Here is a 16,688-nt window from a genome sequence, read left to right as displayed (position 1 = left end):
CTTATGAAAAAAGTTTTATTTACAGCCGCTTTATTCTTCACGGCATGCGCTGTTTCCGCTCAGGAAAGCGTAGTGAAGGAAGCAAAATCTGCCAAGAGCGATCCCGCAAAGGCAGCACAAATCATCGAACCGGCGCTGACGGACCCTTCAACCGCCAATGACCCTGAAACATGGAAACTGGCCGGAGATTTCCAGAAGTCTATCTACGACGATGAAAACATGAAATTGTATTTGCCGGGTGGTCAGGCTGATACCGCCAAATTGTACAACAGCCTGGCGAAGATGTTCGAATACTACACCAAGTGTGATGAAGTAGAACAGGCTAAGGTGAAGAGCGGTGAACTCAAGAAACCGAAACTGAGAAAGAAACTGGCCAAGACACTGGCTACCGTTCGTCCTCAGCTGACCAACGCCGGTTCTGACGCTTACAACTCTGGCAACTATGCCAACGCCTTGAAGTTCTTCGGCCTGTTTGTAGACGCTCCGCAGAACCCGATGTTCGAAAGCGAAGAAGCCGTAAAGAACGATACGCTGGTTCCGTTGATTGCCAACTATGCAGCTCTTGCCGCCAACTCTTTGAAAGACAATGCAGCCGTAATCAAATATGCCACTATCGGTAAGGAACACAAGGAAGAAGGTTACCGTTCACTGATGTGCCTGGCTGAAGCTTACGGAAAGGGTGAAACTCCCGATTCAACCAAATGGCTGGCTACCATCCAGGAAGGTGTGGACAAATTCCCGGCTCAGGAATACTTCATCGGTAACCTGATGGACTACTACATCCAGAAAGGCAAGATTGACGAAGGTCTGACTCAGATGGATGCCGTACTGGCCAAGAACCCTACTCCGTATTTCATGTATGTAAAGGGTGTGCTTCAGTATGAAAAGAAAGATTACGATGGAGCCATCGCTACTTTCAACCAGATTATCTCGGAAGGAAAAGATTTCGTAGGTGAAGCCTATTCAAAGATTGGCGACTGCTACTTCTTCCCGGCTCAGGAACTCGTGGAAGAAAACTCCAAGCTTTCTATGGACGACCCGAAATATGCCACCAATGAAGGCAAAATCAAGGAAATGTACGAAAAGGCTCAGCCTTTCTATGAAAAAGCCAAGGAAGTGAAGCCGGACAACCGCCAGTTGTGGGGTCAGTACCTGCTGAACATCTACTGGAAGCTGGACAAGGAAAAATACAACGCCCTTGAAAAAGAATTGGGTTACTAATAAATAAAGGTGTGCGGACCGCTCTTCCGGGCGGTTCGTCCCTCTTTCGGAAAACTCCTTTGTGTGGAAACCACGCGCAAAGGAGTTTTTTTGTATCTTCACCCCGTCATACACTAAAAAAACGTTATCCGCCATGAATTCAGACACCCAACCGCTCTCTCACGCCCCCATGAAAATCATCTTCAACTACCAGAACGTGTTTTTCAGCTTCTTCTATGACGATGCCGACGCCTGCGTGCACCGTTCGCGCGAATATGCCATGAACTACGTGCTTTCGGGCGAGATGGTGCTCGACGACGGAAGCCGCCAGGTGCACGTGGGGAAAGGAGAGTGTGTGTTCATTCCGCGCGACCACCGGGTGACGATGTACAAGAAGGCCTGCCACGGGGAGCAGTATTGCGGCATCTACCTGTGTTTCACCCGTCCGTTCCTGCGCGAGATGTACGGCAAATACGCCCTCCAGGAAGACCGCCCCGCAAAGACGGAGAGATTCGTTCCCGGCGTGAGAAAGCTGCCCCCTTCGGCCGAGATTGAGAGCCTTTTCGCCTCGATGACCCCTTACTTCAACCCCGAGGTGAAGCCGAAGGACGACCTGATGCGCCTGAAGCTGGAAGAAGGATTGCTGGCCTTGCTCCACACGGACCGCCGCTTCATGACCCTGTTGTTCGATTTCAGTACCCCGTGGAAGATGGACATCCTCGACTTCATGAACCGGAACTACATGTACGAGTTCTCGCTCGAGGAACTGGCGCACTACACGGGGCGCAGCCTGGCCACCTTCAAGCGCGATTTCAAGAAGGTGAGCGACCTGACCCCCGAGAAATGGCTCATCCGCAAGCGGCTGGAAGTGGCCTACCGCCTGATAAAGGAGGAACACCGGAAAGTGGTGGAGGTCTATGCCGAAGTGGGCTTCAAGAACCCCTCGCATTTCTCCACGGCCTTCAAGAAGCAATACGGCATCCCGCCCACGGCACTGGTGCCTTCGTTCCCGGTCTGAGCCTTTCGGAAATGAAATTTGAGCCTCACAGAAATGCCTCTGTGGGACTTTTGTGTTATTTTTGCCTCCGTAGAATCATAGAAATTTGTAGAAATGGATAATAAAATGTGGAAGACGTTGTGTGCGGCATCGGCGGCCTGGTTTCTGGCTACGGGCAGCCTTTCCGCCGCAACGCCGGATGTAAAAACGGAGGTGAAAATGGAAAGACAGAGTTTGAATCTTACGCAGGAATGGGACAAGGTGTTCCCCTTGAGCCCGAAGGTGAGCCACCGCAAGGTGACCTTTACGAACCGCTACGGCATCACCCTGGCGGCGGATATGTATGTGCCCAAAGAGGCCGAAGGCAAGCTGCCGGCCATCGCCGTGAGCGGGCCGTTCGGGGCCGTGAAGGAACAGTCGTCCGGGCTGTATGCCATGACGCTGGCCGAACGGGGCTTCCTCACCATCGCCTTCGACCCCTCGTACACGGGTGAGAGCGGAGGCGAACCGCGCTACGTGGCCTCGCCCGACATCAATACGGAGGACTTCTGTGCGGCGGTCGACTTCCTGTCCACTTGCGACCAGGTGGATGCCGCCCGCATCGGTATCCTGGGCATCTGCGGATGGGGAGGCATGGCCCTCAACGCGGCGGCCATCGATACCCGCATCAAGGCCACGGTGACTTCCACGATGTACGACATGAGCCGCGTCACGGCCAACGGCTATTTCGATGCCATGGATGCCGACGCCCGCTATGAGCAGCGCAAGCAGCTCAACGCCCAGCGCACGGAGGACTACCGTCGCGGCACGTACGCCCGGGCCGGAGGAGTGGTGGACCCGCTGCCCGCCGATGCGCCCCAGTTCGTGAAGGATTATCATGCGTATTACAAGACTCCGCGCGGCTACCACAAGCGCTCGCTCAACTCCAACGACGGATGGAACAAGACCTCGGCCCTTTCGTTCATGAACATGCCCCTGCTGAGTTATAGCCATGAGATACGAAGTGCCGTGCTGATGATTCACGGCGAGAAGGCCCATTCGCGCTACTTCAGCGAGGATGCCTTCAAGAAGCTCAAGGGCGGCAACAAGGAACTGCTCATCATCCCCGGTGCCAATCATGTGGACCTGTACGACCGGATGGACGTGATTCCTTTCGACAAAATCGAACGGTCCTTCCGCACGTACCTGAAATGAAGTTCCGTTTCCCAGTTAGCCTCGACTATATCGGGTAAATAAACTAGAATAAAAGTAATAAGAAGTCTCAAAATTGGGAAAAAGTAAGATTTACCGATAATTTATAGGTCGCCACGTATGAATCTCCTGCTTTTAGCGTTATATAATTCGGGCAAACGAAGGCTAAAAGCAGGAGATTTTTTTCCGACCGGATTCTGTGACACCGGCATCTTAACGGGTAGCTCTTGCAGTTCCGTGCCCTGTACCTTGAGATGGTCTGTACGAAACGGTTGTCCGTCGTCCGCTTTACATCGGAGAGTCTTTTTATCCTCTGTCCCATCGGACCGGTTCCCTCCCTCATTATAATAAAAGTTGGATTCTGATATGTGACCGGAACGAAATCACGAAGTTCCTGCTTGGTGACCAGATCTGAGTATCAAGTGCCTTATAATATCTTCATTGAGAAACTAAAATGCCAATCAAAAACAATCGGAATAAAAATAGAGGTAAATCTTGTTTTTTTATATAAATATCAGTATATTAGGACAAAAGTAAGTTCTAATATGAAAGAACCATTGTATATGTCTAAGGATAATTTACAGGATGCTGCAAAGTCATGCAATGGCTGTAATGGTAATATGAAGGAAAGGCTTCTTATAAAATGTGATACTACTATTTATGCAGACGAGATTACAAATCTGCTTATTGAAAATAACATTGTTTCTCGCCAGCATGATGAGGGGCAAGATCAAAGGCCAGGTGCTTATGGTGCTATTACTGGTATTGCGATATATGTTTTTGAGAAAGATTATGAAAAGGCTGTTGAGATAACAAATCCTATTGTTGGTAGTAGAAATAAATCTCAAATCTGGTGCCCTAAATGTGGAAGTTACAATGTATCGGCTATCTGCGTAAGTAATAAATACGGAACTGCGATAGCATTATTGTGCATCTTTCTTGTTCTTATTCCTGGGCTTTACCTTGCTTGGGCAAATGATTTGGGCATCAAATCAACTATTGCTGATTATATAGCATTGTCTATGCTTATTTCGTTTCTTGTAATTGCATTTTTCGGAAAGATTTCTAATGCCAATTATATATGTAAGGATTGTAACAAAAAATTCCGTCATAAATGATTTTCCGTAAAGTTACTCGGACTGCGGTGCTCACAAGTCCCTGAAAGTCGTTGGCCGATACCTGCAAGTGGATGGTGCGGTTGATGCCGTGCTGCGGAAGAAGCAACAGGAGGAATTCAATCAGCCCAGGAAGAGAAGCCGGGGTTTTTGCAGACACAAAAAAGATCCTCTCATTTTGAAACAGCCTCAGCCTTATTCTTGCGGTAAGCCTGATATGAAAAGGTAAAGTCCTTCAAAATAAAAAATGCATCCTGAAAGTGATACATGACTTTTGGGATGCATTTTTTTATGATGTAATTATTCCTTCCGTGGGGTGTATGTACAACGCACCTTATTTCGGCGCCTTGCGGTAGAGGTAAATCGCAATGAACAGATAGAGGATGTTCGGAATCCATACCGCGAGGTTGGGCGACGCGTTTCCGTTGATGGCGAAGGTCGACGAAATGGTCTGGAACAGGATATAGGAGAAACTCAGGGCGATACCGATACCCAGGTGAAGTCCCATACCTCCTTTCCGCTTCTGCGACGAGAGCGAGAGCCCGATGACCGTCAGGATGAAAGCCGCGAACGAAGTGGCGATGCGTCGGTAGTATTCCACCTCAAACACCTTGATGTTGGCGAATCCTCGTTGCTTCTGCTTGTCGATGTATTCCCGTAGCTGGGGGCTGGTCATTGTTTCCTGTTGCCCGCGGGTAATCAGGAAGTCCTGCGGCTCCATGTTGATGATGGAGTCCATACGGTCGCCGTGGGTGATGGTCTCGCGCATGCCCTTCATCTCTCGAATCATGTAGTCCTTGATAATCCACCGGTGTACGGCGGTCGTGTCGTAGGTGATGCGGCGGGCCGTGAGGTGCGACACCAGCTTGTGGTCTTCAAACTTGTCGAGCGAGAAGCGGTAGGCCGTCTTGTTGTAGTCCTCGTAGCGTTCCATGTAGGCTATCACCCCCGTGTCCACCTCCAGCTGGATGTTGCGCACGTAATCCGTCTTCTTCTTGTTCTTGTACACCTGTTCGAACTTCAGTCGCGTCACACTTCCCGTGGGGATGACCTCCGTGCTCAGCACGTAGGTGACCAGGGCGATGATGGCCGCCGAAATCATGTAAGGCACCATGAGCCGCTTGAAACTCATGCCCGTGGAGAACATGGCGATGATTTCGGAGTTCTCCGCCAGCTTCGACGTGAAGAAAATCACGGCGATGAACACGAACAACGGGCTGAACAGGTTGGTGTAGTAAGGGATGAAGTTCAGGTAATAGTCGAAGATGATGGCACTGATGGGCGCCTTGTTGTTGATGAAGTCGTCAATGTTTTCATTGATGTCGAACACCACGGCAATGGAGATAATCAGTGCGATGGCAAAGAAATAGGTGCCCAGGAACTTCACGATGATGTACCTGTCGAGCCGTTTCAGCCATTTCTTCTTGAACGGGTTTCCTTTTAATTTTTTCAGCTGTTCCCTTCCTGCTTTCAGGTAGAAACGGAACAGCTGGGCCACATTGTGCTTCATATCAAACTACAATTACAATCGGGTAGATAAACGTTTCACCATCATCGGCTTCCAGGTAGAGAAGTCGCCGGCGATGATGTGCTTGCGGGCCTCGCCCACGAGCCAGAGGTAGAAGGCCAGGTTGTGGATGGAGGCAATCTGGAGGGCAAGCAGCTCCTGGGCATGGAACAGGTGGCGCAGGTAGGCGCGGCTGTACATCGTGTCCACGTAGGAAGCGCCGTCGGCTTCGATGGGGGAGTAATCGTTCTCCCATTTCTTGTTGCGCATGTTCATGATGCCGTCCTTGGTGAAGAGCATGCCGTTTCGGCCGTTGCGGGTCGGCATTACGCAATCGAACATGTCCACTCCCCGTTCGATTCCTTCCAGAATATTGACCGGAGTTCCCACGCCCATCAGGTAGCGGGGCTTGTCGGTAGGCAATATTTCGTTGACCACCTCAATCATCTCATACATCTTCTCCGTTGGTTCGCCCACGGCCAGTCCGCCGATGGCGTTTCCGTCGGCATTCTTCGAGGCGATGTATTCTGCCGAGCGCCGGCGCAGGTCGGGATACACACATCCCTGCACGATGGGGAAGAGTGACTGGCTGTAGCCGTACTTGGGCTCCGTCTCGTTGAAACGGGCGCAGCAACGGTCGAGCCAGCGATGCGTCAGCTCCATCGACTTCTTGGCATAGTCATAGTCGGAGGTGCCGGGCGCACATTCATCGAAAGCCATGATGATGTCGGCTCCGATGGTGCGTTCGATGTCCATCACCCGTTCCGGAGTGAACAGGTGCTTCGACCCGTCGATGTGCGAGCGGAACTCCACGCCTTCTTCGCGCAATTTCCGGATGCCGGAAAGGGAGAACACCTGGAAGCCCCCGCTATCGGTCAGCATCGGGCGGTCGAACCCGTTGAACTTGTGCAGTCCTCCGGCCCCCTCAATGATGTCGAGTCCCGGGCGCAGATAGAGGTGATACGTGTTTCCCAGGATAATCTGGGCCTTGATGTCGTTCTTCAGTTCGTGAAGATGCACCCCCTTTACCGTACCGAGTGTGCCGACCGGCATAAAGATAGGGGTCTCAATCTGCCCGTGGTCGGTCGTAATCAGACCGGCGCGGGCATTCGATTTGGGATCCGTATGTTGTAACTCAAACTTCATTGTGCTGGGTTTTCTTGGTTTTTGTCTTTGTCTTCTTTCACGGTGAAATCAATGGCATCGGCCACCTTCTCGTCGGTCAGGGCCAGGCGGAGCACCTCCTTGATGTCCTTCACGTAGTGGAAGGTCATGCCCGTGAGGTACATCGGCTGGATTTCGTTGATGTCCTTGCGGTTTTCCTCACACAAGATGATGTCCTTGATGCCGGCCCGTTTGGCGGCCAGAATCTTTTCGCGGATACCGCCTACCGGCAACACTTTTCCGCGCAGGGTGATTTCGCCCGTCATGGCCAGGTTGGCCTTTACTTTCCGCTGGGTCAGGGCAGACGCCAGTGAGGTGACCATCGTGATACCGGCAGAAGGACCGTCTTTCGGAATGGCTCCTTCCGGCACGTGGATATGGATGTTCCAGTTGTCGAAGATGCCTTCCGGCAAGTCCAGCAAGTGGCTGTGCGCTTTCAGGTACTCCAGTGCCAGCATGGCCGATTCCTTCATCACGGAACCCAGGTTTCCGGTCAGGGTCAACTGCCCCTTTCCGCGGCTCAGGCTGGTTTCCACGAACAGGATTTCGCCGCCTACCGCCGTCCAGGCCAGTCCGGTCACCACGCCGGCATATTCGTTGCCCTGGTACTTGTCGCGGGAGTATTCCTGCGGGCCGAGGAATTTCTCGATGTCCTTCGGTTTCAGTTCGTGCGTTTCGGTAAATTCACCGCTGGCGATTTCCAGGGCGATTTTCCGCATCACCTTACTGATTTTCTTCTCCAGCTCGCGCACACCGCTTTCACGGGTATAGTTCTCGATGATGTATTCGATGGCCGGTTTGGTGAACTTCACGTGTTCCTTCTTCAAGCCGTTCTTTTCCATTTCCTTCGGAATCAGGTGGCGGCGGGCAATCTCGATTTTCTCCTCGGTGATGTAGCCGCTCACCTCAATCAGTTCCATACGGTCGAGCAACGGAGTAGGGATGGTGCCCAGGTTGTTGGCCGTGGCAATGAACATGACGTTCGACAAGTCGTAGTCGATGTCCACATAGTTGTCGTGGAACGTGTTGTTCTGTTCCGGGTCGAGCACTTCCAGCATGGCCGAACTCGGGTCGCCGTGGTTGTCGTTGCTCAGCTTGTCAATCTCGTCCAGGATGATGACCGGGTTGGAGGTCTCCGCTTTGATCAGGCTCTTGATGATACGTCCCGGCATGGCACCGATATACGTCTTGCGGTGTCCGCGGATTTCCGCCTCGTCGTGTACGCCACCCAGTGACATGCGGACATATTTCCGCTTCAGGGCCGTGGCGATGGAGCGTCCCAGTGAGGTCTTGCCGACTCCCGGAGGACCGTAGAGGCAGATAATCGGCGATTTCAGGTCGCCTTTCAGCTTCAGCACGGCCAGATATTCCAGAATACGTTCTTTCACCTTCTCCAGTCCGTAGTGCTCCTTGTCCAGAATCTTCTTGGCATTCGGAATGTCAATCACGTCCTTGGTGTACACACCCCACGGCAGAGAAAGCAACGTCTGCAGGTACGTCAGTTGCACGTTATAATCCGGCGATTGCGGGTTGATGCGTTCCAGCTTCGCCAGTTCGCGGTCGAAAATCTCCTTCACCTCCGGCTTCCAGAGCTTTTTCTCGCCCTTCTTCTGGAGTTCGTCGATTTCATCGTCCTGTCCGTTGCCCAGCTCGTCCTGAATGTTCTTGATTTGTTGTTGCAGGAAGTATTCCCGTTGCTGGCGGTCCAGTTCCTCGCGCGTACGCATCTGGATGTTCTGTTTCAGCGTGGCCAGCTGGATGGTCTTGTTCAATAACTGAATCAGGCGGTACAGTCTGGATTTCAGGTCGTTGATTTGCAACAGCTCATATTTCTCATTGATAGGGAAGGGGAAGTTGCCCGAAATGAAATTCACCAGCACCTCGTTGTTGTCCAGGTTCTTCAAGGCAAAAGCCGTATCGGGAGAAATCTCGTCCGAGAGTTCGATTACCTTTGCACTCAGCTCCTTGCACGTGTCAATCAGCGTCTTGAACTCGTCCGACTTTTCATCCTGCATGTCTTCCTCAATCACGGAAACCTTTCCCCGCAGGAACGGGCGGGTGGAAGTGATTTCCTCCAGCTTCACCTTCGGACCCGTGGCCTGAAGGATGGCCGTAATGGTCCCTCCCGGCATTTCGAACACGCGCAGCACCTTACCGATGACGGCGATGGGGAACAGGTCTTTTTGCTTGGGTGACTCCGTTTCGCCCACCTTTTGCGTGGTGATGACGATGGGTTCCTTGCTTTGGAGAGCCTGGTTCACCAGCTTCAGTGTAGGCTGGCGTCCCACGTTAATCGGCATGACGATAGAAGGGAATATCATTAGGTTGCGCAGGGGCATGACGGGCAATTCCCCGGTCAAATCTTCTTCCTTGGTATCTTCCGTGGCAATCGTTTCGATTTCGGCCATCATAGGGATATCCTTGCCTTCCGCACTAACCAGAATCTCGTTGTTTTTTGTCTTTTTTACCATATTTTTTTCGCTTCTGAATTAAGAAGGTTTTTTTATTGTTCAAAACGGCACAAAGGTAATCATTCCGCGCCTAATTTGGAAACTATTTACTTCAAATACCTGTTTATTATTTAAAAATAATATGAGGTAAGGGCACTTTCTGGGAGGATTTCCGTAATTTTGGCGCAAAATTTGAGTAAGAAGCTATGCCGAATCCCTTTTTTCAATTCAAGCAATTTGTAGTTTTTCACGATAAATGTGCCATGAAAGTGGGCACGGACGGAGTGTTGGCGGGTGCCTGGGCGCAGGTGGAAGGAGCCGCCCGCATCTTGGACATCGGTACCGGGAGCGGACTGATTGCCCTGATGCTGGCCCAGCGGAACCCACAGGCTTTCGTGACGGCGGTCGACATTGACGGAGCCGCCGTGGAGCAGGCGCGGGAGAACGTGGCCCGTTCGTCTTGGGCCGACCGGATGGAGGTGACTCAGCTGGACATCCGGCAGGCACCGGAAGACTGGAAGGGCCGTTTCGATGCGATTGTGTCGAACCCGCCCTATTTCGTGGAAGCGGTGAAATGCCCTCATGCCCAGCGGAATACGGCACGGCATACCGATGCGCTGGATTTTGAAGCGCTTCTGGAAAAGGCGGCTTTTTTGCTCTCAGGCGAAGGATGTTTCTCGGTGATACTTCCCGCTACCGCCGCTCCTGATTTTGTGGCGCTGGCTTTGAAACAAGGCCTGTCTCTTTCGCGTCAGACATGGGTACATCCCCGTGCCGGACTTCCTCCCAAGCGGGTGCTGATGGCCTTTGTCAAGTCGGCTTGCGTGCAGACCGAAACCTGCCATCTGGCCATTGAAATGGAGCGTCACGTCTATACGCCGGAGTTTGAAACACTGGCCAAGCCGTTCTATCTGGCCTTGTAGGGCCGGGAGAGTTATTTCTTGGAGAGCCTTCTCAGAATATGCTGGTTCAGCATCAGGAGCTGGCGGTGCTTCTGGGCGATGGTCTCGGTAAACGGACGCCGGCCGATGAAATCAGTGAAATGTTGCAGGATGTTCAGAGGGGGCGACGGCATACGCTTCGGCCGGATGGGAGCGATGACATGCAGTCCCTGATGGATGATTTCCACCTTCAGGTCTTTTCCTCCCATTGCCGGGTCACCGTCGAAATGGAACACCCCTTCCTTTTCCCGGTGGATGATGATGCTTTTGTCTTTCATCGTCTTGATACGGCTGTTCTGGTCGAGCGTCCGGGTAAACAGCTGGATGGAAAGCGAAGGCACATCCAGTACCGTGAAAGGCTCCAGGATGGTGATGTCCATCATCCCGTCGGTCAGGGAAGCCTGCGGGGCGATGTAGGCATTGTTCCCGTATTGTGATGCGTTGGCGCAGGCAATCAGGAAAGCCTTGTAGCGGACGGTGCCCGTTGAATTCTCTATCTCATACGTCTCCGGCTGGTACGTAAGACTCTCGTGCAAGGTGTTTTCCAGATAGGTGAGCAAGCCCCTTTTCCCGGAATCCGCAAATTTCAGGCTCACGAAAGCGTCGAATCCCACTCCGCACGTACAGAAGAAGGGATGGTTGTCGATAATTCCATAGTCGATGGTCTTGACCCGTCCGGCGTTCAGCACGTTGATGGCCCCCTTGGGCTCCATGGGGATGTGCAGATGGCGCGCCAGTCCGTTTCCCGAACCGCAGGGAATGATTCCCATGGCCGTATCCGTATGGATGAGCGCCCGTCCTATTTCGTTGATGGTTCCGTCTCCGCCGATAGCCACCACGATATCTGCCCCTTCCGCGGCAGCCTGTGCGGCTATCTCGGAAGCATGTCCGGCATATTCGGTCTTTCGGATGGAATATTCATATTTCGACCTGTCCAGTTCCCGCTCGATGAGCTTCAGTATGAATTCCTTTCCGTGGGTTCCGGATATAGGATTTACCACAAAGATGATTCGCTTTTTCGTATCCATAAGCCAGATTTAGAATTTGGGAGCACAAAAATAATATTATCTTTCATATTTGAGGGATGTTTTTGGGGATAATTAAACACAAAACCATTTTTTTTAGGGGATTTGTATCTGATTTTGGAGTTTTTTGTATCTTTGCACGTTCTTAGTAAAAACGATGTGACGATACGGTTGCAAAGTGATAAAGTTTAACGTAAGCCGGGGTGCTTACCAGATACTTAAAATATGGGATTATTACAAGAAAAATTTAGTAAATTCAGATTGCCTCAGATGTATATGGAAAGAGGCGTTTACCCTTATTTCCGTGAGATTGACAGCGCACAGGACACAGAGGTGATGATGGACGGAAAAAAGGTGCTGATGTTTGGTTCAAACTCTTACATGGGCTTGACTCACGACCAAAGAATTATTGACGCGGCCATTGCAGCGACTCGCAAATACGGTACGGGATGTGCCGGTTCCCGTCTGTTGAACGGAACACTTGATATCCACGTACAGCTGGAAAAAGAGTTGGCCGAATTCGTAGGAAAAGATGAAGCACTCTGCTTCTCCACAGGTTTTACCGTAAATGAAGGCGTGATTCCTCAGTTGGCCGGACGTGGCGACTATATCATTTGCGACGACCGCGACCACGCATCTATCGTAGACGGACGCCGTCTTTCTTTTGCCACTCAGCTGAAATACAAGCATAATGACATGGAGGCTTTGGAGAAAGAACTCCAGAAATGCGAACCGGATGCCGTGAAGCTGATTGTGGTGGACAGTGTGTTCTCTATGGAAGGCGACCTGGCCAACCTGCCGGAAATTGTCCGCCTGAAGAAAAAATACAATGCCAGCATCTATGTGGACGAAGCACACGGACTGGGTGTCTTCGGTCGGGAAGGCCGCGGCGTATGCGACCACTTCGGCGTAACGGAAGACATCGACCTGATTATGGGTACGTTCAGCAAGTCACTGGCATCCATCGGTGGTTTCGTAGCCGGTGACAAGGACGTCATCAACTGGTTGCGCCACAATGCCCGTTCTTATATCTTCCAGGCCAGCAACACTCCGGCCGCTACTGCTGCCGCCAGAGAGGCCATCCATATTTTCAAGACCGAACCGGAACGTCAGAAGAACCTGTGGGAGATTACCAATTATGCCTTGAAGAGCTTCCGTGAGGCTGGCTTTGAAATCGGCGATACGGAAAGCCCGATTATCCCGTTGTACGTGCGCGATACGGACAAGACTTTCGAAGTGACCAAGCTGGCCTTCGATGAAGGGGTATTCATCAACCCGGTAATCCCGCCGGCCTGTGCGCCTCAGGACACGCTGGTGCGCTTTGCACTGATGGCTACTCATACCAAGGAACAGGTGGATTTCGCCATCGAAAAATTGATCAAGTGCTTCAAACAACTGGATTTATTGAAATAATAAATTATATCGTTTGACTTTTTAAAGGACTTTGAAAGGAGGTTTTTACTATGGGAGCTGCAGGTAATAAAAAACCGAAAGGCATGCATAAAAAACATGCGCCGGCTTATCAAGTAGAAGAGGCCATTCATGAAAATGACCTGAAAAAAGGAAAAAAGAAATAAATCCTTTGGTGATTTATTTTGAAAAGGGTTATATTTAGAGTATCCGAAGCTCAGGCAGAGGAACTTGGATATAACCCTTTTTTTTATTGTATATGTTTTAACTTGAAGGAGATATGATACTGAATGAAAGAGACAGCCGCCATGAACAAGTGTTGCAGGTGGCACAGCAGATGATGACGGCCGCCCGCACAGCCCCCAAGGGGAAGGGCGTGGACATCATAGAGGTGGCCATGGTGACGGAAAGCAACATCCGCATCTTGTCGGACACGATGAAGCAGATGTATGAAGACAATGGGTTTAAATTCTTCCTGCGGGACGCCGACAACATCCTGCAGGCGGAGTGCATTGTGCTGATAGGCACTCATTCACATCCGCAGGGGTTGGATTGCGGACATTGCGGGTATGAGACCTGTGCCAGCCGCAAGGAAGGAGTGCCTTGCGCCATCAATAGTGTGGATGTAGGCATCGCCATCGGGTCGGCCTGCTCCGTAGCCGCCGACCATCGGGTGGATACGCGGGTCATGTTTTCGGCCGGACTGGCAGCCCAGCAACTCGACTGGCTGGACGGATGCACCCAGGTGTATGCCATCCCCGTGAGCGCATCCTCCAAGAATCCGTTCTTCGACCGGAAGCCTAAGACAGAATGAATTTTTCTGCCGCATACGCCACGCCGTCTTCCTCATTCGACAGAGTGATGAAGTCGGCGTTTTCTTTTACCACGTCCTGCGCGTTGGCCATGGCAATCCCCAGTCCGGCGTATTTAATCATGGACAGGTCATTGAATCCGTCGCCGATGGCAATCATTTCTTCGCGCGACACCCCAATCTTTTCCAGCATACCCGCCAGCGACAGGGCCTTGTCGATGCCCTTCGGCACCAGTTCCAGGAAATAAGGCTCGGAGCGGAACACGCCCATGCGGTCTTTCAGGTGGTCGTACATCTCTTTCTCCAGTACCGCCAGGCGGGTAGGGTCGCCCACAATCAGGCATTTGGCAATGGGATGCTTCACGGCCTCCAGAAAGTTGTCCACCTTCTTGATTTTCATTACGTTGAGCAGCGCCTCTTTCAGCACGTATTCATCGTCAGGCTTTTCGGTCAGCACATATTCCCCGTCGTAGGTCACGATGGCGAAATCGTTCTTCTTGGCACATTCATACAGGTAGGGAAGCACCTCCGGGTCGAGAAGGTTCTTGCATATCACTTCCTTGGTTTTCCAGTCGGTGATTTCCCCGCCGTTGTAGGCCAGGATATATCCTTCGTATTTCTGAAGCTCCAGCTGCTCGGCCAGGGGCACGATGCCGTAGGTGGGCCGTCCGGAAGCCAGTATGATTTTTACTCCTTTTTCCTGTGCTTTAAGAAGCGTTTCCCGGGTGCGAGGGGTGATTACTTTTTTCGAGTTGGTAAGCGTACCGTCGAGGTCTAATGCTAATAGTTTGTATTTCATAAAATAGTACTGTGAATCGGGTGCAAAAATACGGAAAAAAGTGTAATTGCGAAAATGCGGGAGCGGAAACGTGGCGCAGAAGGTGAGGTAGAGGGGCGCTGGGTGGAAATGAGGCTTTGTGGTCTTGAAAAGACAAGGGCACAGACGGAAAAACGCTTCTTGTTTTTCTATGTTTCGCGGGGCGGAAACGTAGGTTTTCCAGTCGGGAACCGTATGTTTCCGCGGGCAGAAACGTACAGTTCCCGGACGCGGGATGTAGAAAAGGAGAGAGCGGATGGGGGTATGGATAGGGAATTTTACAGAAATAAAAGTTGTAAGTGCTATTTTGTGGAACTTGGCAGGTAAAAATACGATAAGGGTAATTTATTATTAATAGAGATTGGCAGCTAACTGATTGTATCTTTTTAAGAGCAAAAAGAAATGCTAGTAGTAATGTGATATAGAAACCAAAAACATTTAAGTAGAAATATATTGTTTCATATTTAATCACTACATTTGTACTATATACTAATAATGTGCCCTATATGTTTGATGTACAAATCGTAAAAAATGAGATTGCTAGGTTAAAACAGCTAAGAGCTGATTATGATAAATTAAATATAAGTCCTTGTGTTCATGAGGCAATGGAAGCATACCGTAGATGGTATGAAGAATCAGTTGTGGTCTTTGGCCATTATTTTGACGATAATAATAAAGAATTTGTTGACTTTAAAAATATAGATAATAATGTTGATAACGGTCATGTTTTAAAAGCTAACTATCAGAATATCCGAAAGGATTTTTGTGTGCTATTAGATAAACTGGAACGTGGAGATATTGGGGGAAATTCAAAAGTTTCTGCTGAAAAACTGCCAACAAAACAATTAATATCTGGAAAAAGAATTTTTATCAGTCATGCGTCAAAGGATAGAGAGTTGGTTAGTAAATTTGTAGATTCAATTATCCTTTTGGGGATGGGACTTGAATCTAAAATTATCGCTTATACATCTCGTGATGATACAGGGGTAATTCCAGGGGAAAGTATCCCTCAATTTATTCAAAACAATATGGCTTGTGCAGATATCGTATTATTAATGATATCCGATAATTACAAAAAGAGTGAAGTGTGTTTAAATGAAATGGGTGCAGCATGGGCATTAAACAGGCATATTATCCAAATTTTGCTACCTAATACTTCTTTTGATAAACTGGGATGGCTGGAGTCATTAAACAAGGCTATAAAAATTGATTGCAATGAGTCTATAGATACTCTTTGCGAGGTGTTCTCAGATAAATTAGGCTTTGTAATAAAACCTTCAGTGTGGAATAGAAATAAAGACGCATTTATATCATATTGCAGATCGTTATCATCAACCCTTTTACCATCTGTTATGGTATCCGATATAAAGGAGCTTGAGGATAATGAAATAGAGGAATTGGGATTCTTAGATTATAGAGAACAAGTGGATATTAATGTTCAAACTATATCTGAAATATGCTGTAGATTGACAGATGCTATGCATAAACACACTGAAAGTCTGAAAACTAATACTAGACGTTTGCAGAATATAAATTCTTCTCATCCTAATATATCGCAAGCAAGAGGAGTTATGCAGTCTGCAGCGAAAGGGATGGATGATTTGTCAAAGGAAATTGAAGATGATGCAATGGATTTAAGAGATTCATTTTTTCGTATGATTGATAATGCTACAAAAATGAAAGCTCTCATTGCATCAGAAAATAAAGAAAGTATGAATGAGGAATATGCTGCAATTAATCAATTGTTCATATCTATATCAAATGCAAAATCTGGTATTGTGAGTTTTAAAAAATCTATAGACATTTTACCGAAGGCAGAACGGGTGATAAATAAGTCTAAAAGACGTTTATCTAATAATTTAAGTAGCCTAATTATGATATTAGACGAATGTATATCCAAAAGCCAGGAGCTATTAAAAAGTATCTTGTAAATGAATAGAATGGATTAAAGCGAAGGGCAGTCATGGTGAGTCATAGAGTGTGTGTAACATGAATTAATTTACCATATATCCAAGTGATGAGGGTTAGTATAGGTTAATGTTTATATCAATTGATATCAC

14 protein-coding genes are annotated in these 16,688 nt (G+C 49.5%); 9 read left to right on the top strand and 5 right to left on the bottom strand.

The annotated features are described in order from the left end of the window. Nucleotides 1-3 precede the first annotated feature (3 nt). The 4 genes from OIM59_RS07900 (at nucleotide 4) to OIM59_RS07885 (ending at nucleotide 4,506) form a co-directional block, all read left to right on the top strand. Complete coding sequence (locus OIM59_RS07900; protein ID WP_299172166.1) at nucleotides 4-1,221, top strand: tetratricopeptide repeat protein; 1,218 nt, start codon at nucleotides 4-6, stop codon at nucleotides 1,219-1,221. A 169-nt stretch (nucleotides 1,222-1,390) separates the two neighbouring features. After that, nucleotides 1,391-2,218, top strand: coding sequence for an AraC family transcriptional regulator (locus OIM59_RS07895; protein ID WP_299172217.1), 828 nt, complete (start codon nucleotides 1,391-1,393; stop codon nucleotides 2,216-2,218). 105 nt (nucleotides 2,219-2,323) lie between these two features. Continuing rightward, nucleotides 2,324-3,391, top strand: coding sequence for an alpha/beta hydrolase (locus OIM59_RS07890; RefSeq protein WP_303896052.1), 1,068 nt, complete (start codon nucleotides 2,324-2,326; stop codon nucleotides 3,389-3,391). Nucleotides 3,392-3,933: 542 nt separating this feature from the next. Next, on the top strand, nucleotides 3,934-4,506 hold the full coding sequence (locus tag OIM59_RS07885; protein ID WP_303896050.1) for a DUF2007 domain-containing protein: 573 nt from the start codon (nucleotides 3,934-3,936) through the stop codon (nucleotides 4,504-4,506). Nucleotides 4,507-4,837: 331 nt separating this feature from the next. On the opposite strand, the gene OIM59_RS07880 is transcribed toward OIM59_RS07885, so the two are convergent. The 3 genes from OIM59_RS07880 to lon are packed head-to-tail and all read right to left on the bottom strand — an operon-like array spanning nucleotide 4,838 to nucleotide 9,645. Then, nucleotides 4,838-6,013 (bottom strand): LptF/LptG family permease, encoded by a 1,176-nt coding sequence (locus OIM59_RS07880; protein ID WP_299172171.1) that lies wholly within the window; start codon nucleotides 6,011-6,013, stop codon nucleotides 4,838-4,840. A gap of 12 nt (nucleotides 6,014-6,025) precedes the next feature. Next, nucleotides 6,026-7,156 carry a tRNA guanosine(34) transglycosylase Tgt gene (gene tgt, locus OIM59_RS07875; protein WP_072542664.1) on the bottom strand — a complete coding sequence of 377 codons (1,131 nt, stop codon included), beginning with the start codon at nucleotides 7,154-7,156 and terminating at the stop codon, nucleotides 6,026-6,028. Continuing rightward, nucleotides 7,153-9,645, bottom strand: coding sequence for an endopeptidase La (gene lon, locus OIM59_RS07870; protein ID WP_303896047.1), 2,493 nt, complete (start codon nucleotides 9,643-9,645; stop codon nucleotides 7,153-7,155). The genes tgt and lon overlap by 4 nt, the downstream gene beginning before the upstream one ends. Before the next feature lie 185 nt (nucleotides 9,646-9,830). Here lon and OIM59_RS07865 point away from each other — a divergent pair, with 185 nt between their 5' ends. Then, nucleotides 9,831-10,547, top strand: a complete 717-nt coding sequence (locus OIM59_RS07865) for a tRNA1(Val) (adenine(37)-N6)-methyltransferase (RefSeq protein ID WP_303896045.1) — start codon at nucleotides 9,831-9,833, stop codon at nucleotides 10,545-10,547. A gap of 11 nt (nucleotides 10,548-10,558) precedes the next feature. Here the strand turns inward: OIM59_RS07865 and OIM59_RS07860 are convergent, their stop codons facing one another. Continuing rightward, the gene (locus OIM59_RS07860) at nucleotides 10,559-11,593 is read right to left on the bottom strand and encodes a diacylglycerol kinase family protein (protein ID WP_299172178.1); all 1,035 of its coding nucleotides are present in this window, start codon (nucleotides 11,591-11,593) and stop codon (nucleotides 10,559-10,561) included. Between the two features lie 222 nt (nucleotides 11,594-11,815). Between OIM59_RS07860 and OIM59_RS07855 the strand changes: the two genes are divergently transcribed. The 3 genes from OIM59_RS07855 (at nucleotide 11,816) to OIM59_RS07845 (ending at nucleotide 13,814) form a co-directional block, all read left to right on the top strand. Further along, nucleotides 11,816-13,003 carry an aminotransferase class I/II-fold pyridoxal phosphate-dependent enzyme gene (locus tag OIM59_RS07855; RefSeq protein ID WP_303896043.1) on the top strand — a complete coding sequence of 396 codons (1,188 nt, stop codon included), beginning with the start codon at nucleotides 11,816-11,818 and terminating at the stop codon, nucleotides 13,001-13,003. A 50-nt stretch (nucleotides 13,004-13,053) separates the two neighbouring features. Next, the gene (locus OIM59_RS07850) at nucleotides 13,054-13,167 is read left to right on the top strand and encodes a hypothetical protein (RefSeq protein WP_022053955.1); all 114 of its coding nucleotides are present in this window, start codon (nucleotides 13,054-13,056) and stop codon (nucleotides 13,165-13,167) included. A gap of 113 nt (nucleotides 13,168-13,280) precedes the next feature. After that, a complete protein-coding gene (locus tag OIM59_RS07845) occupies nucleotides 13,281-13,814 on the top strand; it encodes a ferredoxin domain-containing protein (protein ID WP_148329107.1) in 534 nt (177 codons plus the stop codon). On the opposite strand, the gene OIM59_RS07840 is transcribed toward OIM59_RS07845, so the two are convergent. Further along, on the bottom strand, nucleotides 13,801-14,610 hold the full coding sequence (locus tag OIM59_RS07840; protein WP_303896040.1) for a Cof-type HAD-IIB family hydrolase: 810 nt from the start codon (nucleotides 14,608-14,610) through the stop codon (nucleotides 13,801-13,803). The two genes, OIM59_RS07845 and OIM59_RS07840, sit on opposite strands and share 14 nt — an antisense overlap. Nucleotides 14,611-15,134: 524 nt before the next feature. On the opposite strand from OIM59_RS07840, the gene OIM59_RS07835 reads away from it, so the two are divergent. Then, a complete protein-coding gene (locus OIM59_RS07835) occupies nucleotides 15,135-16,559 on the top strand; it encodes a toll/interleukin-1 receptor domain-containing protein (protein ID WP_303896038.1) in 1,425 nt (474 codons plus the stop codon). Nucleotides 16,560-16,688 lie beyond the last annotated feature (129 nt).

This window comes from Bacteroides mediterraneensis, assembly GCF_025993685.1.
GTDB classification, from domain to species: Bacteria; Bacteroidota; Bacteroidia; order Bacteroidales; family Bacteroidaceae; genus Phocaeicola; species Phocaeicola mediterraneensis_A.
The sequence above is the reverse complement of the archived record's forward strand: the minus strand, read 5'-3'. Positions and strand labels throughout refer to the sequence as shown.